At 62.6% G+C, this 24092-nt stretch carries 25 protein-coding genes and 3 pseudogenes; 13 read left to right on the forward strand and 15 right to left on the reverse strand.

All coding sequences use genetic code 11. From position 1 onward, the window contains the following. Positions 1-210: 210 nt before the first annotated feature. A complete protein-coding gene (locus QFZ94_RS10200; protein WP_429456608.1) occupies positions 211-342 on the reverse strand; it encodes a hypothetical protein in 132 nt (43 codons plus the stop codon). A gap of 456 nt (positions 343-798) precedes the next feature. Here QFZ94_RS10200 and QFZ94_RS10205 point away from each other — a divergent pair. Continuing rightward, positions 799-1153 (forward strand): annotated as a pseudogene (locus QFZ94_RS10205) (LemA family protein); the annotation flags it as partial. 366 nt (positions 1154-1519) lie between these two features. Here the strand turns inward: QFZ94_RS10205 and QFZ94_RS10210 are convergent. From QFZ94_RS10210 to QFZ94_RS10230, 5 genes are all read right to left on the reverse strand, one after another. Further along, the gene (locus tag QFZ94_RS10210; RefSeq protein WP_429455627.1) at positions 1520-2557 is read right to left on the reverse strand and encodes an IS481 family transposase; all 1038 of its coding nucleotides are present in this window, start codon (positions 2555-2557) and stop codon (positions 1520-1522) included. Positions 2558-2658: 101 nt separating this feature from the next. Further along, on the reverse strand, positions 2659-3279 hold the full coding sequence (locus tag QFZ94_RS10215) for a response regulator (protein WP_429456610.1): 621 nt from the start codon (positions 3277-3279) through the stop codon (positions 2659-2661). Between the two features lie 329 nt (positions 3280-3608). Further along, positions 3609-4436 carry a universal stress protein gene (locus QFZ94_RS10220; protein WP_429456612.1) on the reverse strand — a complete coding sequence of 276 codons (828 nt, stop codon included), beginning with the start codon at positions 4434-4436 and terminating at the stop codon, positions 3609-3611. Beyond that, the gene (locus tag QFZ94_RS10225) at positions 4433-4936 is read right to left on the reverse strand and encodes a universal stress protein (RefSeq protein WP_429456613.1); all 504 of its coding nucleotides are present in this window, start codon (positions 4934-4936) and stop codon (positions 4433-4435) included. Before QFZ94_RS10225 ends, QFZ94_RS10220 begins: the two co-directional genes overlap by 4 nt. A 23-nt stretch (positions 4937-4959) precedes the next feature. Then, entirely contained in the window at positions 4960-5799 is an 840-nt protein-coding gene (locus QFZ94_RS10230) for a universal stress protein (protein WP_429456615.1), read from the reverse strand. Between the two features lie 281 nt (positions 5800-6080). Here QFZ94_RS10230 and QFZ94_RS10235 point away from each other — a divergent pair, with 281 nt between their 5' ends. Then, positions 6081-6608 carry a flavodoxin family protein gene (locus QFZ94_RS10235; protein WP_429456617.1) on the forward strand — a complete coding sequence of 176 codons (528 nt, stop codon included), beginning with the start codon at positions 6081-6083 and terminating at the stop codon, positions 6606-6608. 8 nt (positions 6609-6616) lie between these two features. Here the strand turns inward: QFZ94_RS10235 and QFZ94_RS10240 are convergent, their stop codons facing one another. Further along, the gene (locus tag QFZ94_RS10240; RefSeq protein ID WP_429456619.1) at positions 6617-7255 is read right to left on the reverse strand and encodes a LemA family protein; all 639 of its coding nucleotides are present in this window, start codon (positions 7253-7255) and stop codon (positions 6617-6619) included. A gap of 282 nt (positions 7256-7537) precedes the next feature. Between QFZ94_RS10240 and QFZ94_RS10245 the strand changes: the two genes are divergently transcribed. The 3 genes from QFZ94_RS10245 to QFZ94_RS10255 all read left to right on the forward strand — a co-directional run bounded on the left by QFZ94_RS10245 (position 7538) and on the right by QFZ94_RS10255 (position 8503). Further along, the gene (locus QFZ94_RS10245) at positions 7538-7819 is read left to right on the forward strand and encodes a hypothetical protein (RefSeq protein ID WP_429456621.1); all 282 of its coding nucleotides are present in this window, start codon (positions 7538-7540) and stop codon (positions 7817-7819) included. 11 nt (positions 7820-7830) lie between these two features. Beyond that, positions 7831-8031: a hypothetical protein gene (locus QFZ94_RS10250; RefSeq protein ID WP_429456623.1), complete on the forward strand. Its 201-nt coding sequence runs from the start codon at positions 7831-7833 to the stop codon at positions 8029-8031. Positions 8032-8269: 238 nt separating this feature from the next. Next, the gene (locus QFZ94_RS10255; RefSeq protein WP_429456625.1) at positions 8270-8503 is read left to right on the forward strand and encodes a hypothetical protein; all 234 of its coding nucleotides are present in this window, start codon (positions 8270-8272) and stop codon (positions 8501-8503) included. Positions 8504-8680: 177 nt separating this feature from the next. Here the strand turns inward: QFZ94_RS10255 and QFZ94_RS10260 are convergent, their stop codons facing one another. The 3 genes from QFZ94_RS10260 to acs all read right to left on the reverse strand — a co-directional run bounded on the left by QFZ94_RS10260 (position 8681) and on the right by acs (position 11882). Then, on the reverse strand, positions 8681-9016 hold the full coding sequence (locus tag QFZ94_RS10260) for a c-type cytochrome (protein ID WP_429456627.1): 336 nt from the start codon (positions 9014-9016) through the stop codon (positions 8681-8683). Positions 9017-9263: 247 nt separating this feature from the next. Beyond that, positions 9264-9875: an acetate uptake transporter gene (locus QFZ94_RS10265; protein ID WP_429456629.1), complete on the reverse strand. Its 612-nt coding sequence runs from the start codon at positions 9873-9875 to the stop codon at positions 9264-9266. Between the two features lie 30 nt (positions 9876-9905). Next, the gene (acs, locus tag QFZ94_RS10270) at positions 9906-11882 is read right to left on the reverse strand and encodes an acetate--CoA ligase (protein WP_429456631.1); all 1977 of its coding nucleotides are present in this window, start codon (positions 11880-11882) and stop codon (positions 9906-9908) included. A 375-nt stretch (positions 11883-12257) separates the two neighbouring features. Here acs and QFZ94_RS10275 point away from each other — a divergent pair, with 375 nt between their 5' ends. The 3 genes from QFZ94_RS10275 (at position 12258) to QFZ94_RS10285 (ending at position 13788) form a co-directional block, all read left to right on the forward strand. Further along, the gene (locus QFZ94_RS10275; RefSeq protein WP_429456633.1) at positions 12258-12500 is read left to right on the forward strand and encodes a hypothetical protein; all 243 of its coding nucleotides are present in this window, start codon (positions 12258-12260) and stop codon (positions 12498-12500) included. A 225-nt stretch (positions 12501-12725) separates the two neighbouring features. Continuing rightward, positions 12726-13040, forward strand: coding sequence for a hypothetical protein (locus QFZ94_RS10280; protein WP_429456635.1), 315 nt, complete (start codon positions 12726-12728; stop codon positions 13038-13040). A 313-nt stretch (positions 13041-13353) separates the two neighbouring features. Beyond that, the gene (locus tag QFZ94_RS10285) at positions 13354-13788 is read left to right on the forward strand and encodes an Hsp20/alpha crystallin family protein (protein ID WP_429456637.1); all 435 of its coding nucleotides are present in this window, start codon (positions 13354-13356) and stop codon (positions 13786-13788) included. 77 nt (positions 13789-13865) lie between these two features. On the opposite strand, the pseudogene QFZ94_RS10290 reads toward QFZ94_RS10285, so the two are convergent. Next, positions 13866-14006: pseudogene (locus QFZ94_RS10290) on the reverse strand (SagB/ThcOx family dehydrogenase); the annotation flags it as partial. 371 nt (positions 14007-14377) lie between these two features. Between QFZ94_RS10290 and QFZ94_RS10295 the strand changes: the two are divergent. Further along, positions 14378-15067, forward strand: a complete 690-nt coding sequence (locus QFZ94_RS10295) for a CBS domain-containing protein (RefSeq protein ID WP_429456639.1) — start codon at positions 14378-14380, stop codon at positions 15065-15067. Positions 15068-15204: 137 nt separating this feature from the next. Here the strand turns inward: QFZ94_RS10295 and QFZ94_RS10300 are convergent, their stop codons facing one another. The 4 genes and pseudogenes from QFZ94_RS10300 to QFZ94_RS10315 all read right to left on the reverse strand — a co-directional run. Further along, a complete protein-coding gene (locus QFZ94_RS10300; protein WP_429456641.1) occupies positions 15205-15723 on the reverse strand; it encodes a hypothetical protein in 519 nt (172 codons plus the stop codon). A gap of 225 nt (positions 15724-15948) precedes the next feature. Beyond that, entirely contained in the window at positions 15949-17451 is a 1503-nt protein-coding gene (locus QFZ94_RS10305) for a PAS domain-containing protein (RefSeq protein WP_429456643.1), read from the reverse strand. Beyond that, entirely contained in the window at positions 17448-17900 is a 453-nt protein-coding gene (locus tag QFZ94_RS10310; RefSeq protein WP_410852296.1) for a response regulator, read from the reverse strand. Before QFZ94_RS10310 ends, QFZ94_RS10305 begins: the two co-directional genes overlap by 4 nt. A 21-nt stretch (positions 17901-17921) precedes the next feature. Further along, positions 17922-19016: pseudogene (locus QFZ94_RS10315) on the reverse strand (sensor histidine kinase); the annotation flags it as partial. Between the two features lie 367 nt (positions 19017-19383). On the opposite strand from QFZ94_RS10315, the gene QFZ94_RS10320 reads away from it, so the two are divergent. The 4 genes from QFZ94_RS10320 (at position 19384) to QFZ94_RS10335 (ending at position 24021) form a co-directional block, all read left to right on the forward strand. After that, positions 19384-19746, forward strand: a complete 363-nt coding sequence (locus QFZ94_RS10320) for a hypothetical protein (RefSeq protein ID WP_429456646.1) — start codon at positions 19384-19386, stop codon at positions 19744-19746. Positions 19747-20060: 314 nt separating this feature from the next. Continuing rightward, positions 20061-20534, forward strand: a complete 474-nt coding sequence (locus tag QFZ94_RS10325) for a hypothetical protein (protein ID WP_368581654.1) — start codon at positions 20061-20063, stop codon at positions 20532-20534. Positions 20535-20617: 83 nt separating this feature from the next. Continuing rightward, the gene (gene ppsA, locus QFZ94_RS10330; RefSeq protein ID WP_429456648.1) at positions 20618-23026 is read left to right on the forward strand and encodes a phosphoenolpyruvate synthase; all 2409 of its coding nucleotides are present in this window, start codon (positions 20618-20620) and stop codon (positions 23024-23026) included. 38 nt (positions 23027-23064) lie between these two features. After that, on the forward strand, positions 23065-24021 hold the full coding sequence (locus QFZ94_RS10335; RefSeq protein WP_429456650.1) for a 1-phosphofructokinase family hexose kinase: 957 nt from the start codon (positions 23065-23067) through the stop codon (positions 24019-24021). The last annotated feature ends 71 nt before the right edge of the window (positions 24022-24092 follow it).

A 24092-nucleotide genomic window follows, 5' to 3' on the forward strand; every position in this document is an offset into this window, starting at 1 on the left:
TGAACGCGTACAGCTCGCCAGGAGCTGTCCTGAACTGCGCAAGAAAACCTACCGTCAGATTGACTGCATTACTCCAGAACTTGACGGAGGCGCGAGGCACACAATTCGGCGATAGCGGACGCTCACCCAGCGGCGAGCGCTCAGTGCGCATACCGTAGCCGCCTATCGTGACAGCTTCGTCATCTGTGCGATTCATAGACATCGTTTCAACTAGAATGAGCCGATGGACCGAGAAATTGCCGCGCGGTTACGTTGTGTCGCACCTGCATCCTTGGTGGCGGCGTGTGCTACCGGAAAGCAGAGTGCCATCACGACAACCAACGCCGACGAGTAAGTCTTCATTATTTACCTCCTTGTGTGCCGTGCGGCAGAACTGGGAACCCATAATGTTGAAAGTACCTCCCTTGAGGCAGTCGACATTGACGCACGTCAATTGCTTCGAATCGAAAGGGGACTGTCCGGTGGTACACGGCGACCCGACGAGCTTTGGTTGAGTACCGAATCGTTTTGGCCAGAGCGTGGCGCTACGCGCATGCTCATCACTCTGCTGCCAGCCGTCCGGTTACGGGCAACAGTTAACCGCCTGGCCCTGAAGGCCAATTGTCGCGTCGCACAGAGAAACTGATTGACCTGCATCAAAGGGGGCGGGTGGCGGTGGCGTAGCGCGTAACTCTGAGAGCAGGAGGAACAGTAGACAGCAGCAAGACGTTGCCTATCTCTTGCCTCGCGCTCCCCGGTTTCCGGACTACGCCTTTAGCGGATTAAAAATGGTGACACGCACGCTTTTGGGGTTCGTTTCTGCTGGCTATCGTTCTCGGGTTGTCTGGATGTGGTTACAACTCCATTCAGACCCAGGACGAGCAGGTCAAGGCAAGCTGCTCGGAAGTGCTGAATCAGTATCAACGCCGTGCCGACCTCGTGCCGAACCTCGTCAATACGGTTAAGGGGTATGCGACCCAGGAAAAAGAGCTGCTCACACGCGTGACCGAAGCTCGCGCGCAGGTAGGTTCGATTCAGGCGACGCCGGAACTTTTTTCGAACCCCCAAGGCCTTCGCCAAATTCGAGGCGGCGCAGGGACAGCTAACCTCGTCATTGTCCAGGCTGCTGGTGGTGTCCGAAAACTACCCGCAACTGAAATTCGATGCGAACTACTATCGGCAACTTGAAACAGCTGCCGCTGAACCCGCATTAACTTAAACCAACCAGCCTCCACCATTCCCGGGGCGGTTCACTCGGATGTCTGAGAAATAGTTCGAGGAGGCGGCTAACGTGACGGTGTCCACATCAACCAGTATTGGCGACGTCATCGCAAATATGTATCAGCGGCGCTTTAACCGAGACCAGGAATCGAGGTAGCCGGCGTTGGCATATTCCTGACGACAGGAGGTCGCTCTCTGAGCACGGAGGACGAAGGTTGCTACAGGTCGGTTTCGTCCTCGAACAGCTTGTGACGGATCGCATAGCTGTATTAGCCGGGACTTGATCTGACAGGTAGTCGAGCCGAAAAAGAACGAGTCATCAATGGGGGATGAGTTTCTCCTTGGCGAGTTCGAGCGAATCGAGGAAAGTGCGCATCGGCGTCTTGCCATAACACCAGCGTCCCTGATGCTCACGTTCATTGTTGTACTGATCGAGCCACGCATCAAGGTCCGTCTGCAAGGTGGCAATCGAGTCGTAGATCTTCTTGCGGAAGGTGATGCGATAGAACTCGTTGAGCATGGTCTTGTGCAGCCGTTCGACGATCCCGTTGGTTTGCGGCGACTTGGCCTTGGTTCGGGTATGGTCGATGTCTTCCAAGGCCAGATACAGTTCGTATTCGTGATGCTCGGGGTTGCCGCAGTATTCGGTCCCGCGATCTGTCAGCACGCGTAGCAGTGGAATGCCAAAACCATCGAAGAACGGAACAACGCGATCGTTGAGCAGGTCAGCCGCCGGCAAGGGCGTCTTGCGATCGTAGAGCTTGGCGAACGCAACCTTCGAGTAGGTATCGACGAAAGTCTGCTGGTAGACACGACCGACGCCCTTGAGGCTGCCGACATAGAACGTATCCTGTGCGCCGCAGTAGCCCGGACATTCGGATTCGAATTCTCCGTGCACTTCCTTCTCGTGCTTGGCGCGTTCGAGCGCGACGAGCTGCGCCTCAGTCAGCACTAACCCCTCCTGGGCGGATTTGGCTTCCAAGGCCTTCAGGCGCTTCGGCATGGTCTCGAGATCGTGGCGCAACCAGATACTACGGACGCCTTGGGGCGAGACGGATAGGGCATGCCGTTTGAGCACTTCGTTGGCGATACGCACCTGACCGTACGCGGGCAATTCGAGGGCCAGTTCGACAACGGCGGCCTCGACTTGCGGGTCCACGCGGTTCTTGAGCAGCGGCCGGTGGTGGGAAATCTCCTGCAGCGCAGCTTCGCCGCCTCGATCGTACAGTTCCTTAAATCGGTAGAAGCTGTCGCGCGAGTAACCCATCACGCGGCAGGCCTGACTGACGTTGCCGAGTTGCCGGGCCAACTCAAGTATGCCGACCTTGGCACGAATTACCTTCCGATCCTGAGTCATGGCGGACTCCTTGCTGTTCGCGGCTCGCATTGCCGCTACGGGCTACGCCCTCCGCGGCAACGCGAGCCACCAGGAAAAACCAAACCACTGTCAGATTTAATCTAGTCCACCGCAGCATAGCGAACCAGCCCGTTCTCGTTCGGCATCTGCATTTTTTCGAGGATGTGCGTCTTGTGTGTGCTGATCGTCTTGACGCTGACGCATAGTTCGTTGGCGATCTCGCTGATGCTCTGGCCTTCGACGAGGCGCCGGAACACGTCAAATTCGCGATCGGACAACCGCTGGTGCGGCAGCGTGTCGACAGGCTCGTTCAGATTCTGCGCGAAGCGTTCGGCCATTGCGAGGCTCACATAGACGCCCCCTGACGCAGCTTTCGTCACCGCGCCGACCAGCTCCGCGCTCGCGCTTTCCTTGGTCAGATAGCCCGACGCGCCCGCCTTGAACGCGCGCACCGCGTATTGCTGCTCAGCGTGCATCGTCAGTACCAGAATCCGCAGGTCGGGTTTTTCTTCCTTGATCTGCTTGATCAGTTCGATGCCATTGCGCCCGGGCATCGACAGATCGAGCACGAGCACGTGCGCATGCGTCGCGCGGATCAGCGCGATCGTCGTGGCGCTGTCACACGCTTCGCCGGCTACGTCAAAGTCGCTTGCCTGCTGGAGGATATGGCGCAGCCCCTCGCGCACTAGCGTGTGGTCGTCGGCTAGCAACACTTTGATCATGAGGTGATCTCTTTCTGTTGCATCGATTGCAAGGGAAACGTATTCACCGTTGCCTTTGACTGTCTACCGATTGGGGACACGACAATTATCCGCCTTCCACAGCAAGCAGTACGCGCCATTTGTGCACAGCGTCGGTCCAAGCGTGCTCGCCATCGCAGGGCGGCCAGTGTTATTCAGCGTCTCCTGAATGACGTGGCCTCGCACCATCGCCCCATGCCGTGAATAGTCCGTAGTAAGCGGTTCGCGGGGACGGCGCGCGCATTGGCCCGATTGCCCTTCATCCTCCACACCTGCGCCGTCTCGCAGCGCTCATTTAGCTCGGGCGCCACTCAATGCGCCATCAACACCGGCACGGTCATCGATTCGAGCATCGTCCGCGTGACGCCGCCCCACACACGTTCACGCGCACGCGAATGGCCATACGCGCCCATCACCAGCAGATCGGCGTGCAGGTCCGAGACCCGGTTAAGCAGCGTCGCGCCAGTGCCCGCGACGCGAAGGCGCGGCGTCGTCGAGAACGACGCGCGCACGCCGTGCGCTTCGAGCCATGCTGCGACGTCGATCGCGCCGGGTCCCGTTTCACGGTCATGCGTGGGCCCGACGACGTCGACGGCGACAAAGCGCGCGCGTTGAAGCAGCGGCATCGCGTCGGCGATCGCTCGTGAGGCTTCGCGGCTGCCGTCCCACGCGATCAACACGTTCTCGCCAAGCGTCGGGACCGCACCCGCGTGCGGGATCACGAGCGCGGGTCGCCCCGCGCCCAGCACGACCTCGCCGGCGAAATGCCGATCGACGTAAGTCGCGGGATCGTGCGGGTCGGGTTGGCCGAGCACGATCAGATCGGCGTGCCGCGCGTGAAGTGTGGTCACATCGACCGGCGAGCCCTCCGGCGTGCGCCATTCTGCGGTGCGGCCGGCGCGCTCGGCCGCGGCTAGAAATGCCTGCTGAGCCGTCTCACGGCGATCGGCCGACAGTGCGGCGAGCTGGGCGACGAAACCGTCGTCGGTGCCGAACAGCGGTTTCGCGAAGTCCTCGCACACGACATACAAACCGATCAGGTGTGCGTCCCAACGCTGCGCAAGATCGAGCGCGAGCGCGACGCGCGCGTCGCAGCGACGGCTGTCGTCGATATGAACGAGCAGGGTCTTGTAGCTCATGTCAGCTCCTTTTCGGCGGACGCGGTGACGGACTGATCGTCGGGTTCAACGACCGCACGGGCCGGAATCAACAGGACCGGGCAGCGGGCGCTGCGCAGCACGCGCTCGGCGACGCTGCCGAGCATGACGCGCCGAAAGCCGCGGCGGCCGTGCGTACCCATCACGATGGCATCGGCGTTCCATTCGAGCGCCGCCGCGATGATGCGCTTCGCGACGTCTTCGCCGGGGATCGAAGCTTCCACGGTGCGTGGCGTGCCCTTGACGCCGTGCGATGCCAGCCGGCTCTTCGCGTCGGTCGCGATCCGCTGGCCTTCTTCGATGAAGGCGTCCTCGATCACGGACGGATCGAAACCTGGCGTGTCGTACGCCATGATGGGCAGATCGATCACATACAGCGGCATCAATTCGGCACCGGACTCGGCGGCGAGGGTCAATGCGGCATCGAAGGCTCGAGAGGCGGTATCGCTGCCGTCGAGCGCGACCAATAGGCGGTGAAACATAATGGTCTCCTTAAGCGCGATCTTCAGTGCGACAACAGCACTGGCACGGTCATCGACTCGAGCATCGTGCGCGTTGCGCCTCCCAGTACGACTTCATGCAGGCGGGAGTGTGCGTACGCGCCCATCACGATCAGGTCGCAGCCGAGCTCCGACGCCTGCGACAGCAAAGCATCGCCGACCGGCGTGTCGTTTTCGATGGTCAGCTCTCGCACGTCGATCTTCACGCCGTGACGCGCGATGGTCAGCGCGATGTCCGCGCCGGGAATCCGATCGCGCGGCGGTTGATCGCTGGGCGAATGGACCGTCAGCAGCGACACCTTCGCGGCATGCGCGAGGAACGGCAGCGCGTCGTGGATCGCGCGGGTGGCTTCACGGCTGCCGTCCCACGCGATCAGCACGTGCCGGCCCGGCGGCGTGACGCGCCCGCTCGACGGCACCAGCAATACCGGCCGTCCCGTCGACAGCACGACGTGCTCGACGAACTGTTCGGCGACGAACGCCTCGGGGTCGACCGGATCAGTCTGTCCGAGCACGATCAGATCGGCGAGACGGGCGTACGACGGCACAACGTCGTTCGCATAGCCGTCTGCGGTGATCCACTGACCTTCGACCTTTGCACGCGCGAGTTCGGCATGAAAGAGCCGCTCGAGCGAGCCAGCCCTTTCGTGGCGCTGGCGCTCGTGCTCCGCGTAGTACTCGGCAGTGCCGGCCATGACGAAGAACGCGTGGCGTGGTGGCACATAGGTCGAAAACAGACCGGTCAGCCGCGCGTGAAACCGGTGTGCAAGCTGCAATGCGATCTCGAGACGCGGATGCGCGCGAACGCTCGTATCGAGGTGAACGAGAATGCTTTTGTAGCTCATCGTCAAGGCTCCTGACAGACCGCGTGGAAACGGGCGCAACCCGTGGTGACATTTAGTCTATGGTCCAGCCCGGCGCGACTGTTGACGCAGATCAAGCACGCGGATGCCGCATGCCAGTTGACGTGGGTCAATCGCTGCCGGCCGAGCTCAATTACTCTGACACCACCGCCCGCAAGTCGGATCTTGATCGAAGCGTCATCGCATCGCGAGCCGGCACGTTCGCAGCGCATGACGCTCAATTGGCGGATGAGGTGCCCAATGTCCGCTGTCGGAGAAAGCATATGTCCGAGCGTTGCAGGATTCTCATCGTCTATTACTCGCGAACCGGCACAACGCGGCGTGATGCCGAGCTGCTCGCGTCCGGGCTGGACGCCGACATCGAACCGATCCGCGAACGCGGCGGTCCGGAGCCGCGTAACGGTGCACGCGGTTTCGTCAGATCGTTGATGGATGCGCTGTGTCATCGACACGCCGAGGTCATGCCGGCGTTGCTCGACGTCGCAGCGTATGATCTCGTCGTCGTTGGCGCGCCCGTCTGGGCACGCGGCGCGTGCGCGCCAGCTCGGGCGTGGTTGGAATTGCACGGCCCGCAGGTTCGCCGGCTCGCGCTGTTTTGCTGCGAGGGCGCGTTCGGCGGCAAAGAGGCGCTGAAGCAGATGTCTGAGGCGGCGGGCAAGGTGCCGCTTGCGACCTGCGTGTTTACCGGCAGTGACCTGTATCGACGCAAAGACGGCGTCAAGCGCGACACGTTCGCGCAGAAGATCAGGTCGAGAATGGCGGCACGCCGCGAGATGGAGTGGCTGGTGTAGCGGGGTGTTCAGGCTCGCGGTCGAAAACGTTGCGACTCGACGCGCAGCGAGCCGCGCAACGCGTCGAAGTCGGTGCGCGGATGACGATGCACAGGCGTTCCGTCCGGAGCCGTGAAAGCGGGCCTATCCTGGGTGGGATGAAGCATGTCCGCGAGGGCGAACGGAAAACGGTGACGCGCTGCGTTGTAGCGCCGGGCCGCTTCATCGTAGCGCTCGCGGGCGAAGGCGATCCGTCCCGCGGACGAGGCGAGCCGCGACTGCAGCGCGCGGAACCCCGGGCTCGCTTTCAGACGGCGGATGCCCTCGCATGCGATCAGCAGTTGCGAGATCGCGTCGGTCAGATCGCGTTGCGCGACATCGAAGCGTTCGAACGAAGCGGGCGAGTCGAGCAGGGCTGGCGACGCATGCAGATCCGCGACCGCCGTGCGCGACCTACCTATCTGCGCGAGTGCCGGCGCATCCGGCGACAGATGCTTGCGCGCGAGCAAGACGGCTTGCTCCGTCAGTTCGAGTCGTTCGTTGTAGAGATCCAGCACGTCGGCAAAGGCCACAGCGACTTCGCGATCGGCAGCCGGCACCATGTCGCCCCCGCATCCTGACATGCAGAGCAGCGCGAACAGAATCGAAACGATCAGGGCGGGTCTCAAGGTCGTCCTCGCCGGGTAGTGTGGATGTGGCCGGGGCCGTATTCATCGCAAGCGTAGACGCGTGGTAGTGGCATCGCTTGATCGCCGTCAATGGCATGTTTGATCAGGATCAGTCTTCATGCGCGACGACCCGCTATGTTTGGAGACACCCGGGAAGCGATCGTCACGGGACGCGACGCGGTCGTCGATGTCGAGTTCGCTGCACACGAGTTGCGGTTGGCCGGGTTCAGACGCGACAAAGACTGGAAACCCGATGAGCAGCAAACTCAGAGAGATCGATAAATGCATTGGTTCGGCGGCCACACCGACACCGGCGCGGTCATGAAGCGCGCCGCGTGCTGGATCTTGGTGTCGATCCTATGTCTGGTGCTCGTTGCCGGATGCGCGAGCACCGCGCGCGAGGCGGCCTTCCGCCGCGAGGAAGTCGCGCTGTTCGAGGCGCGTCAACAGGCCTCTGTGCGTTGCGAACCGACGGTCGATTGCGAGTCGGCATGGGTACGCACGCGCGCGTTCGTGTCGCCACGCATTCCGCGAGCCGCATCGTCCGCGCTGACGATACGCTGATCGAAACCGCGTTGCCTCATTCGTTCGGCTTCGTGTATCTCGCGGCGCTGAAGGGACGGCTCGACGAAGATCACGCGCTGATTCAGCTGAAAGCGATGTGCCGCGGCATGTACCGCACCGACGGCAACGCGAGCGTGATGTATTGGACCTGTGCGAACGCGATCGTCGCGGTCGAGGACCAGTTTCGCGCGTTTATGAGCGAAGCGAAATGACGAAATTCAACGAGATCGAATGCGTATCAGCTGCACGGGATCACTCCGCCGAATCAGTCCACAAAGCGCATGACCACACAACGTTGACCTGAATCAAATAGGTGGCCGGTCGTATGTGCATCTTGAGCTTGAGGTCGCAGCGGGGTAAATGCTCTCTATGACGGCAAAACCATGTTCCGCGATGCGCCCGACAACAGCGACGGGGCGCAGCGAACGCGCGGAATAATCGATTAGCACGATGAAGGCCATCAGTGAGCCGAGCCTGACGATCGTGGCAACCAATACCTACAATTGCAGCACGAGGTGTGTCTGCCCGATTTCGGTCATCGTTCGATGCGTCCAGAGCAACGAAAAGACGAACAGCCCGACGATCCAGCGAATGACGTTGTCTCGAAGCAGGGTGATCGACGGGACGTGGACCGATCCGGATGTCGGCAAAGGGATAAACAGCGCATATCGCCGGCTGGCCTGATATCGATCGAACCACGGGACCGAAGGAACCTTTATGCGACCCTTGCCGCGCGTCTTTGCCGAGCCATAGAGCGAACGCGTCGAGACGAACGATCAAAAGTACGACAACTCTGCGCAAGCTAAGCGACTGACCGGTTGGTCGCCGCGATCGCACGTCGATGGCGGGTTCGATGAGTTCTCATTGGCTAAGCACCCACTGCACTAAGGTGTGCGCGTCCTGTGCCGACAGCGGGCCACCGCGTTCGGCCGCGGGCGGCATCGGCGTATCGCCCCAGTGCGCCTTGCCGCCGAGCCGCAGCTTGTGCTCAAGCATCGACTGCGCATCGGGCATGTTGCGATAGTGGTCGGCGATCTGCTGGAACGACGGTGCTAGAAATGGCGCATCGCGCGTATGGCAGAACATGCAGTGCTGCTGATCGACGAGCGCGCTCGGTTCGGATTCGCCATAGGCGGTGCCGGCCGTCAGCGCGGACGCCGCGCACACCAGCAGACAGTTTCGAATTCGCGCAATCACGGCAGTGCTCCCGCATAAGGAATAAGACCAGTGTATGGGCGGCGAAACTGCCCTTATTGACCTCGGTCAAATGATCTGCGGTGCACGCCGGCGGGTTCCCAGTTCGCCCGTGCGCCGTGGCATTGGGTAAAGCTTTCGCCCGCCAGTCAGCGGCAAGTTTCGCGCGTGCGGGAGCGTATCCAAATGACGAGGGCCGCCGCGCATCTGATATGCGCGGCGGCCCGAGTGCAGCGGCGGATGAGCGTAATCAATCCGCAAAACGCGTCACCACCGCGGCGCTGAGCGATTCCATTTCGACGACCGGGGGTTTCGCGCCGATCGGCAGGACCGTGCGCCCCAGCGACTCGTTGATGATCTCGGCCGCGGACAGATAGAACGCGAGCAGCGCCGTCAGCAGGCCGCCATAGCCACCCGCGTGCCGAAGTGCCGCCGAGCCGAGCCATTCGCCGGCCGCAAGCAGAAAGAAGGTCGCCCACAGCGCGACGAACACGCACTGCAGCGCGCGCGACGAGCGGAACGTCGCGATCCACATGTAGAACGTGAAGACGCCCCACAACAGCAAATACCAGCCGACGAACGCGGCCGGCACCTGTTCGTGCAGGAACAGCGCAAACAGCGCGAACGACCACCAGAACGCGCCATAGCTCAGGAACGCGGTGGCGCCAAATGTGTTGCAGCGCGGAATCTCCATGAGTCCGGCGACGATCTGCATGCTGCCGCCGAACGCAAACGCAACGGCGAGCACGAGACCGAGCGAGCCGCCGCTGAACCAGCCGGCGTTGATCATGCTCAGGAGCCACGTGGTCAGCGCGAAGGCGGCAAGGCCGAGCGATGCGGGGTTGGGAGCGGTGGGTTTCATGGTGAAGTCTCCTGAATGGAACTGGGGGGCTTACTCGTGATGTCCGAACTGCAGCAGCACGGCGGGGTTTTCCACGGTGGACATGTCCTGCTCGACCGTTTCCCCCTTCGCGACCGAGCGCAGCAGACGCCGCACGACCTTGCCGGAGCGCGTCTTCGGCATGCTGTCGCCGAAGCGGATTTCCTTCGGCTTGGCGATCGGCCCGATTTCCTTGCCCACCCACGCACGCAACTGCTCCGCGACCTTTTTCGCTTCGGCGCCTTCCGGGCGCGGCCCCTTGAGCACGACGAATGCGACGATCGCTTCGCCGATCGTCTCGTCGGGCCGGCCGACGACCGCGGCCTCCGCCACCAGCGAATGCGCGGCGAGCGCCGATTCGATTTCCATCGTGCCCATGCGGTGGCCCGAAACGTTCAGCACATCGTCGATGCGGCCGGTGATCGTGAAATAGCCGGTCTGCGGATCGCGAATCGCCCCGTCGCCCGCCAGATAAAGTTTGCCGCCCAGGTCCGCGGGGTAGTAGCCACTGCGGAAGCGCTGCGGATTGCCCCAGATGGTGCGCAGCATCGACGGCCATGGCTCCTTGATGACCAGCAGGCCGCCCTGACCGTTCGGCAGGTCGCAGCCGGTTTCGTCGACGATCGCGGCCTCGATGCCGGGCAGCGGCAACGTGCACGATCCGGCGACGAGCGGTGTCGCGCCCGGCAGCGGCGTGATCATGTGGCCGCCCGTTTCGGTTTGCCAGAAGGTGTCGAGCACCGGACAGCGTCCGCCGCCGACTTCGCGCGCAAACCACTCCCACGCGCTCGGATTGATCGGCTCGCCGACGGTGCCGAGCAAACGTAACGAGCCGAGGTCGAAGCGACGCGGATGCACGCTGCTGTTCGTCTCGGCGGCCTTGATCAGCGAGCGGATCGCAGTGGGCGCCGTATAGAAGATGCTGACCTTGTGCCGCGCGATCATCTCCCAGAACCGTCCCGCGTCGGGCCACGTCGGCACGCCCTCGAAAATCACCTGGGTCGCGCCGACCGCGGTCGGGCCATAGCAGATGTAGCTGTGACCGGTGATCCAGCCGATGTCGGCCGTGCACCAGTACACGTCGTCGGCGCGCAGGTCGAACGTCCACTTCATCGTGACGGCGGCCCACAGCAGATAGCCCGCCGTGCTGTGCTGCACGCCCTTGGGCGTGCCGGTCGAACCGGACGTGTACAGAACGAACAGCGGATGTTCGGCACCGACCCATTCGGGTTCGCAGGTGTCGGGCTGGGTCGCTTCGAGTTCGTGCAGCCAGCAATCGCGCGGTTCGTCCCACAGGATCGAGCCGCCCGTGCGCCGATAGACGATCACGGTATGGATCGCGTCGGTGCCTGCCATGTTCAGCGCTTCGTCGACGACGGATTTCAAGGGCAGATTCTTGCCGCCGCGCATCTGCTCGTCGGCGGTAATGACGGCGACGGCGCCGACGTCGACCATGCGTTCGTGCAGCGACTTCGCCGAGAAGCCGCCGAACACGACCGAATGAAGCGCACCAATGCGCGCGCAGGCCTGCATCGCGACGACACCTTCGATCGACATCGGCAGATAGATCATCACGCGGTCTCCACACGCGATGCCGCGCGCGCGCAGCCCATTCGCCAGGCGGCACACGCGCGCATGCAGTTGCCGGTACGTGATGGTCGTCACGGTGCCGTCGTCGGCCTCGAAAATGATCGCGGTCTTGTTGGCGTTGCCGTCGTGCAGATGGCGGTCCAGGCAGTTGTACGACGCGTTCAGCAGACCGTCGTCGAACCACTTGAAGAACGGTGCGTTCGATTCGTCGAGCACCTTCGTGAAGGGCCGGTGCCAGCTCAGATGCTCGCGCGCGAGCCGTGCCCAGAAGCCGCTCCGGTCGGTGCGGGCTTCGTTGACGAGCGCTTCGTAGGCGGCCATGCCGTCGATGGCGGTGTCTTTAAGAAGCGGCGGGGCGGCCGTTTCCGGCGTTTGATCGTTGATGGCGACAGTGGACATAGTCTTCTCGCTGACGTGAATGAGTGAACTCGGACAGGTACACCGCGACTGCCGATATCCGACGATCGGCGGCGCGGCGGCGTGCATGACTCGAACAGTGCTTCGGATGTCGCAACCAGTGTGTTGCGCAAAGCAAGGGGCACGATTGACTCAGATCAATCGCGGGTGCGTGACGCGAATTTGTGCGTCTGCGAAGGAGCACGAATCGTGTCGTCCGATGGTCCGACGAGGGTCAGCCGATTCCTACGAGCGGTCTCCACGGACTACCCGCGTTTCCGCCGCCGCTGATTTAGATAACGAGCACGGTTGCCAATAATAGATTCGACGGCGCGCCGTTTCCACGGCGTCAGAGTCGGCGAAAACGAGGAGGCGGTCATGAAAGACACCATCATTCCCCTGCGGGCACTGGTCGAAAAATGGCTTGCGCCCACCGGCGCGACCCCCGCGCATGTGGTGCGCACCGGCCGCATGGCGATCACTCGCGCGCGTTACGTCAGGCTTGAAGGCGCGATTTCTTCGCGGCCCCTGACGATAGTGTTTTTCCGGCACGGCAAGGGTTCGTGGAACGTGTTTCCGCCCGTTGAACGCGTGCCGGCGATGAGCGCGCGGCTTGCTTAAGCGCTGATCTTTATCGTACCGGCGCCGTTGGCTAAGAGAACGGCGTCGCTTCGCGAGATGCTTGCGCACATTGCGCATCTGAATGGCCACTATCCTCCGCCTTTCATCGCGTTGACTCAGGTCAATGACTCCGCTTCACGGAGGAACACGATAAGCCCGTGGCAGACGGCGCTGACCGCAGAAAGGGGCGCACGGAGTCCGGTCAATATTCGGAGCGGGGGAAGGATGGGCATCGGCATGCAGATTGTCTATCTCGGCTTCCCGGGCGCGGTGCAGCTCGAAGGGGAGGCTGGTGCGCAGCTGGTTCGTCTCGCGCGGTTCGAGGCGCTCGTGCCGAACTGCCATCTTGCGATCGAGGCGTTGCACCCAGATCGCGTCAGCCCGCATTACGACGTGCGGCTCGATCTGATCACTCCCGCTGACGAATTCAGGCCGATCGCTCATTGCGCCGGCGACAACGCCGAGGCGGCGATTCGCGGCGCGTTCGATCTCGCGGAACAAGAACTCGAAGCGATCGTAGGGCGAGCGCCCAACCACTGACCGACGGTGGCCGGACACTCGATGTTTCGCGGGACACGCCCTTGACTGCGGACGGTGCTGGATCAAGAGCTGCTGCAAAAGGCGATCGAACGGCAGCCGGTGCCCGGGACCGCGCTTGACGTGGATCAACGACTCAAAGCCGCGCGCGACTACGCTGAAGGTGCTGTTTCACGGTACGGACCAGCGTGAATGCGCGAGACGGCGGCGGCATCTGATTCACCCCGTGCCTTGCGCAATCCGGCGACATTGCAGACCGAATTGTAGTCGGTCAATCGGGCCGTTTCATGGCCTGCTTATCTGAAGGAGATTGGTAATGAGCAATCTGACGCGTTTTGATCCGTTTTCGGCGGATCCTGTTTCGGAACTGTTCCAAGGATTTTTCCGGCCAATGCGCTCGATGCTGACGACACAGGACACCGAACTCGCATCGATGAAGCTCGACGTGACGGAAAACGACGGAGCATATTCGGTGAAAGCCGAACTGCCGGGCGTCGACAAGAAGGATATCGACGTTCAGATCGACGGGCGCGTCGTTTCGATCAACGCGAAGGTCGAGCGCAACAAGGAGGAAAAGGAAGGTGAACGCGTGATCCGTCGTGAGCGTTACTCCGGCACGTTCAGCCGCTCGTTCTCGCTCGGCGGTGAGGTCGACGAAGCCAATGCGAAGGCCGAATACAAGGACGGTGTGCTGTCGTTGAGCCTGCCGAAAAAAGCCTCGAGCGAGCACAAGCGCCTTACGGTCAACTAGAAGCCAGCAATCGAGTATCGACGATCAACTGTCGCGCGCCGTCATGGGCGCGCCTTTTGTTTTCGCGACCCCTCGCCTCAATCCGCGAGAGAGCTGAGCTTCGTGCCGAGTGCTTCAACGGTCTGCGCGAGAATTGGCAATTCCTCTTCGTTCAACCTGCGCGCGTCGGCGAGCAGGCAGTGATTGATCCAGCCGCGCACCACGCTACCGAGCCCCGCTCTCCGAATTGTGCGATCGACTGGTGATGCGGTTCAGGTGCCGTGCGGGTCACGCATTTTCCGCGCTCTGTCTTGTTGGCGAACAGCAGCGATCGAGGGAGAACCATCTGGCCGCGCTGTTCGGTTTGCTCAACGAAGAAGCCACGCTCGCACGACGCCTGCTGAACGCTCCGTTGGCGCAACGCAAGGACACTGACGCGGCGCTTCTCCGCCTGACGGCCAACAAGGGGCCGCGTCGGCACGCTAACGCGAGACCGTCCGGAGCGCTGCTCTGACGCACGGTCGCTTGATTTCGGTCAACTCCGGCAAGCAGAATCAAGCGAAATATTGTCTTGTCTTGCCCCAATCCGCCACTCGATATGGAGATCACCATGCAAGCCTCAGACATCATGACGACCCAGGTCGTTTCAATCGCATCGGACAGCTCGGTCTATGACGCGGCAAAGCTGCTTGCCGACAACAGGATTAGCGGCCTGCCGGTCGTCGACGACGCAGGCAGCGTGATTGGCATCGTCAGCGAGGGCGACCTGCTCCGGCGTGTCGAAACCGGCACCGAAACCCCGCGTCGCTCATGGCTCGCGGAGTTCCTCGCCCCCACGCGTCAGCTTGCGGTCGAGTATCTGAAAGAGCGTTCGATTCAGGTGAGCGACGTGATGAGCGCGCCCGCTGTCACAGTCGAAGAATCCGCGCCGCTTACCGAGGTCGCCGCATTGCTCGGACGCAAGCACATCAAGCGGCTACCGGTGTTACGCAAAGGCAAGCTGGTCGGCATCGTCAGCAGGGCCAGTTTGGTGCGCGCGCTAGCGAGCTGTGCGCCCGCGCAGCTCGATGCACAACCGTCGGACGACTTGCTTCGCGGCGAGATCACGAAGGAACTCGACGGGCACCGCTGGGCGATGGCCGCCGACGGTCTGATCGTCACTGAAGGTGTCGCTCATTGCTGGGGAGTGGTGCGCTCCGAGGAAGAGCGTCATGCGATCCTCGCGGCGGCTGCCCGCGTGCCAGGCGTGAAAGCGGTGATGGATCATCTGGAGGATCCGGTCGGCTTCGCGCCAATGTGACAGGCGTGGCGCGCAAACCGTTGCATTAGGGGGCGGCGATTGCCAAATGGGCGGGGGCGGCTAAGGTAGAAGATCCGAGGTCACACCCGCACAACCGACGTATGCACTGCTGCTGTGGTGACGCCGTGCCGGCCCGCTCAACTGATCCAGACGCGATGCTTCAGGCGGACCCTGCGGCTCATGCCGCGTAAGGAATAGTGGGCCCGCGCCTGCCTCTGAAGCACACCGCACTGAGCGTTCATGAGCGCTTGGGCGATCATCCGATCGGACCTGCTGCGTACGGGGGCGAGCGCCGCGGTACGTCGCGGGCCACGCACCGGCAGCGCCGGCGCGTTGACGCGCAGCGTCGCGGCAGCAGGACGCCACGGTAGCTGCAGATGAGCGTCGCAAAGCAGGCGACCCGGTTCCGACCGGGCGTCGTCGCGAGCGGTGATCCGCTCTACAAGTCCGATCAGGTCGAGCGCGCGCATCAGGCGCGCAGCATTGAGGCGTCCCGACGTGAGCGGCGGAGTGTCCGCGCCGCAGGGCAGTGCCTCGCGCATTTCTATACGACAGGCTCCGCCCGGATCGTCGAGCGTCATCAGCACGTCGTAGAAACGCGCATGCCGTCGGCCGCCGCGGTACCGAAAGCAAATTCTCGTGGCGTCGTTGCGCACGACGGTTACTCCGGTGTGTTGGAAGGGCGCGGCGCAGCGGAAACCATGTGCCGGTGATTCCGATTCGAACGCATGTTGCGCCGGGAATGTTTGACGTCCGTCAATTCGCAATCGATGGAAGGACAGCAAGCAACGGTATTCATTCACGTCACCACGCAACGACGAACCCTCTTTGCCGGAGCAGACAATGCAACATGAGGGGCCGCAATAGGCAGGGTCGACGAGCTAGCGCGTCGAGTCCGAGTGACCGGAGGCCGCTCGCTCGATGCGCGCCTCGACGATCTCGAGCGGCAACGAGACCGTGATCGCAAAGCCCTGATCCGGCGCCGTGCGGATCTGCAGGTCACCGCGAAGGGCCCACGCGCGCTCGCGGATTCCCAGCAGGCCGAACGAGTCCGCTGCGGGCCGTTGGTCCGGCGCGCTGCCGCAGCCGTTGTCTGCAATGTGAACGACGCAATGCGGTTCCTTGCGCAGGATTTCAAGCACCACTTCGGTCGCTCGCGCATGCCGGGCGACGTTCGTCAGTGCTTCCTGAACGATCCGGAACACGGCTGTGGCGCTGTCGTCGTTGAAAGCGATGTTGTCGGCAATGCGACGCGAGACGCGCACGCCATGCCGCTCCGAAAACCGGTTGACGAGCCATTCGAGGGCTGGGATCAGGCCCAGATCGTCGAGCATCGCCGGCCGCAGATCGGTGGCGATGCGCCTTACTGACACGACCAGCTGATCGATGAGTCTATAGACGTTGGCGAGGTCGGCCGCGCCTGCCGGGCTATCGCTACGCGTGATCGACGCATCGAGCCTCGCGCACGCAATCTTCAGCGCGACGAGCTGCTGGCCGAAATCGTCATGCAATTCGCGCGCGATCCGGGCTTTTTCGTCCTCGCGCGCCTGCTGGATGCCTGCCGACAGTCGCTGGAGCTCTTCGCGGGAGGCACGCAGGGCCTCCTCGGCGAGCCTGCGTTCCGTGACATCGATGATCCAGCCCAGCATGCGATAGGGTTGCCCGAACTGATTCCACAACGCCTGCCCGCGCGCATGGACCCAGCAGTATTCACCGGACTTTGTCCGCATGCGATATTCGACGTCGTAGGGGCGCATCTGTTCGAGATGCGCGGCGAGGCAGGTGTTGACGCGTCCGCGGTCGGCAGGATGAATGGCGTCGAGAACCGTCCCGGAATCGTCGGGAAACTCATCTGGCTCATAGCCGAGGATTCTCTTGAAATAGGGGGAAAGCCAGGTTGCACCGGATTGCGGGTCCCAGTCCCACAACCCCGCGCTTGCACCGCTGACGGCCAACTGAAAGCGCTCTTCGCTTTCCTCCAGCGCATGCGCGATGCGATGGCGCTCGATCGCGTAGCGGATCGCGCGGCTCAGTGCCGACGGGTCGATGTCACGCTTGGCCAGATAGTCCTGCGCGCCGTACTGGATTGCCAGAAGGCCAACCGACTTGTCGGCGAGGCCGGTGAATACCAGCACGGGCAACTCCGGCACCCGATCGCGAAAGGTCCTGAACGTGGAGATTCCGTGCGCGTCGGGCAAACCCAGATCGAGAAGTACGATGTCGAAGCGAATGGCCACACAGCGAGAAATGGCGTCCGCAAGACGTTCCACATGCACGAGGTCGTGCTGGAAATCGTCCACATCGGCAAGCGCCTCCCCGATCAAAAGGGCATCGGTCGGACTATCTTCGACAAGGAGAATTCGCAGATGCTGGGGCGTGTTCATGGCTTGGCCGGCGGCAATGTCACGACGCTGAACCAGAAGTCGTTGATTCGGCGCAGGACATCGACGAACATCGTAAAGTCGACTGGCTTGGTGACGTAGCAATTGGCATGTAATCCGTACGTTTTTGCAACGTCTTCCTCCGATCTCGACGTGGTGAGCACGATGACGGGAATACTCATCAGATCGGGATCGGCTTTCAGTTCCTCAAGGACTTCCCGGCCGCTCTTTTTCGGCAGATTGAGATCGAGAATGATCAGGCCGGGACGGGGCGCGTCGTGATGCCGACCGCTGCGGTGCAGGAAATCCATGGCTTCGGCGCCGTCCTGCACGACGTGCAACGGATTGAGCACCTCCTGGTCCTCGAGCGCTTCGCGCGTCATCAACACGTCGGTAGGACTGTCTTCGACCAGAAGGATGTGTACGGGATTGCTCGTAACCTGTGACTGCATTGGCGTCTCCTCGGGCGGACATTACGTTCGAGCGCCGCCATCCAACTTCGCATTCAGCGTGAAAAAGAAGGTCGATCCGCCGTCTGGCCCGGATTCCACCCAGATGCGGCCGCCATGCTGTTCGACGATACGCTTGCATAGCGCGAGGCCGATTCCCGTGCCGGGGTATTCGGCACGCGAATGCAGGCGCTGGAAAATCATGAAAATGCGTTCGAAGTATTGCGACTCGATACCGATTCCGTTGTCCTTGACCGAGACGATCCATTCGTCTCCTTCACGGCGGGCGCCGATGTCGATCCGTACCGGTTGATCGAGTCGCCGGAATTTGATCGCGTTGCCGATGAGGTTCTGGAACAGCAGAGCGAGTTGCGTCGGAATGCCCATGACCACGGGGAGCGCATCGCGATTGATCTGCGCGTGAGATTCCTGCAGCACGACGCTCAGACTTTTGAGCGCCTGGTCGAGAGCCGTCGTGCAGTTGACCAGTTCCTGGGTGGCGCCTGACCTTCCGACGCGCGAGTACGCAAGCAGATCCTCGATGAGCTTCTGCATGCGCGTCGCACCATCTACCGCATGTGCGATGAATTCGTCCGCGCGGGCATCCAGTTGCCCGTGATAGCGGCGCTGTAGCAGCTGAAGAGGCCCGGCGACGGCGCGCAACGGCTCCTGAAGGTCGTGCGACGCGACGTAGGCGAATTGCTCGAGATCATGGTTGGAACGCGCGAGTTCTTCGGTACGCCTGATAAGTTCCTGCTCGGCGCGCTTGCGTTCCGTAATATCGACGATCGCGGCCAGCACAAAGACTTCCTCCGGGGTCGTGACCGGATTGAGTCCGATCTCCACAAGGACTTCGGAGCCGTCCTTTCTGAGCGCGAAAAGATCGCGTCCGGTGCCCATCGGCCTGCTGCTGAGGTTGCCGTAGAACATGCGGCGATACTGAGGATGCGCCGAACGAAAACGCTCGGGCACGAGCATATCGACGCTATGGCCGACCAGCTCGTCTCGCAGATAACCAAACATCTTCTCCGCCTGCGCGTTGACGAGCACAATCCGGCCGTCCCGGTCCGCCATCACCATCGCGTTGGGGGCCGCTTCGACGACCTGGCGGAATAGCTCGTGCGTGGGGCTGTTCAATTGCTTGGACGATTCCATTCGATCTCCGGCTGTGCGAAGAGTACCGCCGACGAGCAACAAAGCTCATTCACTTTATAGCATCTATTACCCGCCTGGACGGGCAGGGAATGCAATTCTTGCGCCCGAATCGCAACATTGAATTAACCGTTCAGGTAGTACTGGTAAATCGCCGATCAGCTTGCACGAAAGCACCGGCTCGTTGACGTGATCCGGTTGACGTGCGTCAACGGGGCCCGGAGCGAGACGTCTAAATTGCTTCATATCGCGACACACTTTATGTGCGCCCAGCGCTCTTTGCGCGGAAGGGGGTTTGTTGCGACGAGCCGCAAAAAGATGGGGGAGCACTGCCATGGCGAAGAAACTTGAACGACGTGACAAGCGCCGGCTTGCCGGTTGTGATTCGAACTGCGAGGCCGAGTCGGCGTATAGCGGCAGGAACAGGCGCTGTCATCGTATCAACGCCCGCTCGCGCAACGCGTCGCTCGCGCGGAGCGGCGCCGCGCTCACGGATGTGCCCCGCGTCGAAGTCGTGTTCTACAAGGAGATCCTCGACCACCGCGGCTTTCCACATCACTGCGAGGTCATGCGCGTCTGCTATGACGGCGCCGCGCAGGAGGCTGCGATTTCCAGCGCCATTCATCGTTTCGAAAAACTGCAACGCGTGACGACGTGGAAGGTCGCGGCCGACGGCTATGAAGTCGTTACACACTGACACGTTGCGGTTTGCCGGAATGGACTTCTGCGGTCTTGATCTCGCGTGCGGTTCGAAATCAGGCAGCGGTCAGCGGTATCGGAACAGTCCTGCTCGAATCTCTGATGTGCGGGCACACCGCGTCGAGTTGTGTAGCGTGGGTCATCACGATGGCTCGTTGCGCGTCGTTCCGCCTTGCGCGATTGACCCACATCAATGAGCCATGCGCGGGGCCGCCTACAGTGAGCCTGAATGGATGCAGCGATGCGACCGAGAGCTGCATGACATAGCTTCCGATTGTCGGAGATCGATACAAGGTCGCGTTGGAGAATCGCATGAACTGGCTTGCAGAGTTTTTTTCGCAGAAAACAGCATCGTTGGCTCTGTCGATGTGGGCCTACCCGCCACTGATTCTCGGACCGGAAGGGCCGGCCCCTCAGCAGATACACACTCTTCCGTATCCCGGCGCGACGCTCGTGTTCACGCCTGGTGAGCGGGTCGAACGGAGCGGTCTCGAGTACGAGATTCCCGCGCGGTTCGATTTGGGCCGCGCCTCCGGAGCGCGTGGGATCGACCTCGACCGCCCGTTCCAGACGTCGCAGTTCTTTCGCTCCGTGACGATCTTCGCGCCATCTCGCTACAACCGCGATTTTCTGATCACGGTGAACGATGAGTTCGCTTTCGTGCCGGTCTTCTCGTCGGATGGCGCCCCAGGGTTCTCGGGCACGTGCTTCGAATGCGGCGGCGAATCGGCGAGGCAGGCGCAAATGCAGCTGCCGTGGACTTTCCAGGGCTATATCAGCATCTAGTAAGAGCCCTGCTGCAGCCGGGACGTCGCGCCGCGCAGGCGCGCGCCCACGGCGCGGCAAATGGTCGGGGCAAGGAGCACAACATGGATCAAGCTGTCGCGCAGGTGATCTGGTTCGAGGACTTGCGACGCGAGGACGTCGCAAGCGTTGGAGGCAAGAACGCGTCGCTTGGGGAACTATTGTCCCAGCTGGACGGGCATGGCGTTCGGGTTCCGCCGGGATTCGCGACCACGGCGCAGGCCTATTGGCGCTTTATCGACGCCAATCGTCTGCGTGAGCAAATTTCGGCGCGTCTCGAGGACCTTGCGCAAGGGCGCCTCACGCTCGCCGAAGCCGGGGAGGCGATCCGCGCGGCCATCGTGCATGGCGACTGGCCGACCGAACTCGCGCAGGCCGTCTGTGCCGCATATCGAACGCTCGGCGAGCGCAGCGGCGGCGCCGACGCTGACGTCGCGGTACGTTCGAGCGCCACAGCCGAGGATCTTCCCGACGCGAGCTTTGCCGGCCAGCAGGAAACTTTTCTCAACGTGCGCGGCGAGCGGGCGCTGCTCGATGCCTGCCGGCGCTGCTACGCGTCGCTGTTTACCGACCGGGCCATCGCGTATCGAACGGCGAAGGGCTTCGACCATTTGCAGGTTGCACTGTCGATCGGCGTGCAACGGATGGTGCGCTCGGATCTCGGCGGCGCGGGCGTGATGTTTACGATCGACACAGAGACCGGGTTCGACAAGATTGTGCTGATCAATGCGGCCTGGGGCCTTGGCGAGAACGTCGTGCAGGGCGCGGTCGATCCGGACGAGTACGAGGTGTTCAAGCCGCTGCTGGCTGAACGCGGGTATTCACCGATCGTCGGCAAAAAGCGCGGGGAGAAGGCCCGCAAGATGATCTACGCGAAAAACGGACCTCATCCGACGAAGAACGTGCCGACCTCCAAAGCCGAGCGCGCCGCATTCGTGCTTGACGATGCCGAGATCCTGTCCCTGTCGCGCTCGGCCTGCGCGATCGAGGCTCACTACGGGCGGCCGATGGACATCGAATGGGCGAAAGACGGCGCGACCGGTGAGATGTTCATCGTGCAGGCGCGTCCCGAAACGGTGCAGTCGCGCCGGGAAGCGAGTTCGGTCAGGAACTACCGGCTGCGCGAGGCGGGGCGCCGTCTTTTGCGCGGCGTCAGCGTGGGTGAAGCGATCGCGGCCGGCGCGGTTTGCGTGATCGAGCATCCGAGCGACATGCACCGTTTCGTCGACGGCGCGGTTCTCGTGACGCCCACCACCGACCCCGACTGGGTGCCGGTGATGCGTCGCGCCGCCGCGATCATCACGGACCACGGCGGGCGCACTTCGCACGCGGCCATCGTGAGCCGGGAACTGGGGCTGCCCGCGATCGTCGGTACCGGCAACGCCACGCATCTGCTGCACGACGAACAGGAAGTGACGGTGTCGTGCGCGGAAGGCGACGAAGGTTTCGTATACGAGGGCACGGCCGCGTTCGACGTGGAGGAGATCGATTTCCGATCGATCCCGCAAACGCGCACCCACGTGATGCTCAATCTGGCCAATCCCGCGGCCGCCTTCCGTTGGTGGCGCTTGCCGGCTGACGGCGTCGGTCTCGTGCGCATGGAGTTCGTCGTAAGCAACGACATCAAGATTCATCCGATGGCGCTCGTGCGATTTGATGAGCTCGCGGACGCGACCGCGAAGCAGCGCATCGAGGAACTGACGGCAGGGTACCCGGACAAGGCGGAGTATTTCGTGGATCGGCTTGCGCGTGGACTCGGCCGCATTGCCGCGGTCCAGTACCCGCGGCCGGCGATCATACGCATGAGCGACTTCAAGACCAACGAATACGCGCATCTGATCGGCGGCCAGGCGTTCGAGCCGCACGAGGAAAATCCGATGCTGGGGTTCCGTGGCGCTTCGCGCTATTACTCGCCGCGCTATCGCGAAGGTTTTGCATTGGAGTGCAGGGCGATCCGGCGGCTGCGTGAAGAAATGGGGCTGCGTAACGTCGTGGTGATGATTCCGTTCTGTCGCACGGTTTGCGAAGCCGATCAGGTGCTCGAAGTCATGGCGCAGAATGGCTTGCGGCGCGGGCAGGACGGACTGCAGGTATACGTGATGTGCGAGGTTCCGTCGAACGTGATTCTTGCGCGCCAATTCGCGCAGCGTTTCGACGGCTTTTCGATCGGCAGCAACGATCTCACGCAATTGACGCTCGGTGTCGATCGTGACTCGGCGGAGCTGGCGCCACTGTTCGACGAGCAGGACGAAGCCGTCGAATGGATGATCCGTCGGGTGATCGACGACGCGCATCGGGCAGGCGCGAAGGTTGGTCTGTGCGGTCAGGCGCCGAGCGATCACCCGGAATTCGCGGTGTTTCTCGTCGACTGTGCGATCGATTCGATGTCGGTGAGCCCGGACAGCTTCATTGCGGTCAAGCGCGCAGTGGCAAGTGCGGAAGCTCGCGTGGCTTCGCCGGCGGCGACGGCCTGAACGGGTTGAAGACGCCCCGGCGCGACCGGAGATGCCCGATGCCCGAGATCCTCACTCTGACACTGAACCCAGCGGTCGACGTCGCGACCTCGGTCGATAGAATCGTCGACACGCGCAAGCTTCGTTGCAGCGCGGCGCGGCGAGATCCTGGCGGCGGTGGGATCAACGTCGCGCGCGTGATACATCGGCTAGGTGGCGACTGCGAGGCGCTCTATATGGCGGGCGGTCCGCCTGGCCTGACGCTGAGCGCGATGATCGAAGCGGAAGGGGTGCACGCCACTTGTATCGGCATCGCCGGCGAGACCCGTGAAAGCTTCTGCGTCCGGGAGACCTCGTCCGGGCGCGAGTTCCGCTTCGTGTTACCCGGGCCCGTGCTCGCCGAGGCGGAATGGCAGGCCTGCCTGCGGCACATCGGTGAGCTCGCCGTCGTGCCACGCTACCTCGTACTCAGCGGCAGCGTGCCGCCGGGCGTCCCCGACGACATCTACGCTCGCGTCGCAAGGATTGCACGGGAACACGACACCCGCGTCGTGCTCGACACCTCCGGGGCGCCGCTTGCCGCGGCGCTGGCGGCTGGGGTTTTTCTGGTCAAACCGAGCCTGTCGGAACTTTGCACGTTGGCAGGCCGCGAGCTCGAAGACGATGGGCAGCGGCTCGCCGCCGCACGCAAGGTCGTGCGTGACGGCGGCGCGGCGATCGTCGCGCTCACGCTCGGCGAACACGGGGCACTCGTCGTCACTGCGGATCGTGCGCTGCGCGTGCCTGGAGTTGCGGTACCGGTTTCGAGTTCGATCGGCGCGGGAGATAGCTTCCTCGCCGCAATGGTTTGGTCACTCAATCGCGGCATGACGTTTGACGAAACCTTGCGCTATGCGGTGGCGGCCGCTTCGGCGTCGTTGCTCACTGAGGGAACCCGCCTGTGCGAGCGGGAGCAGATAGAGCGGATTTACCGCGAGCTCGAGCTCGCGGGTGCAGATATCGTCTCCTTGGCTTGACGCCCGATTCCCGCGGACGAACGACGGACGCTTGGACCGCGATTCGTTTGACGCGAATCGATCAGACTGCG

Source organism: Paraburkholderia sp. JPY465, assembly GCF_050436725.1.
Taxonomy (GTDB): domain Bacteria; phylum Pseudomonadota; class Gammaproteobacteria; order Burkholderiales; family Burkholderiaceae; genus Paraburkholderia; species Paraburkholderia youngii.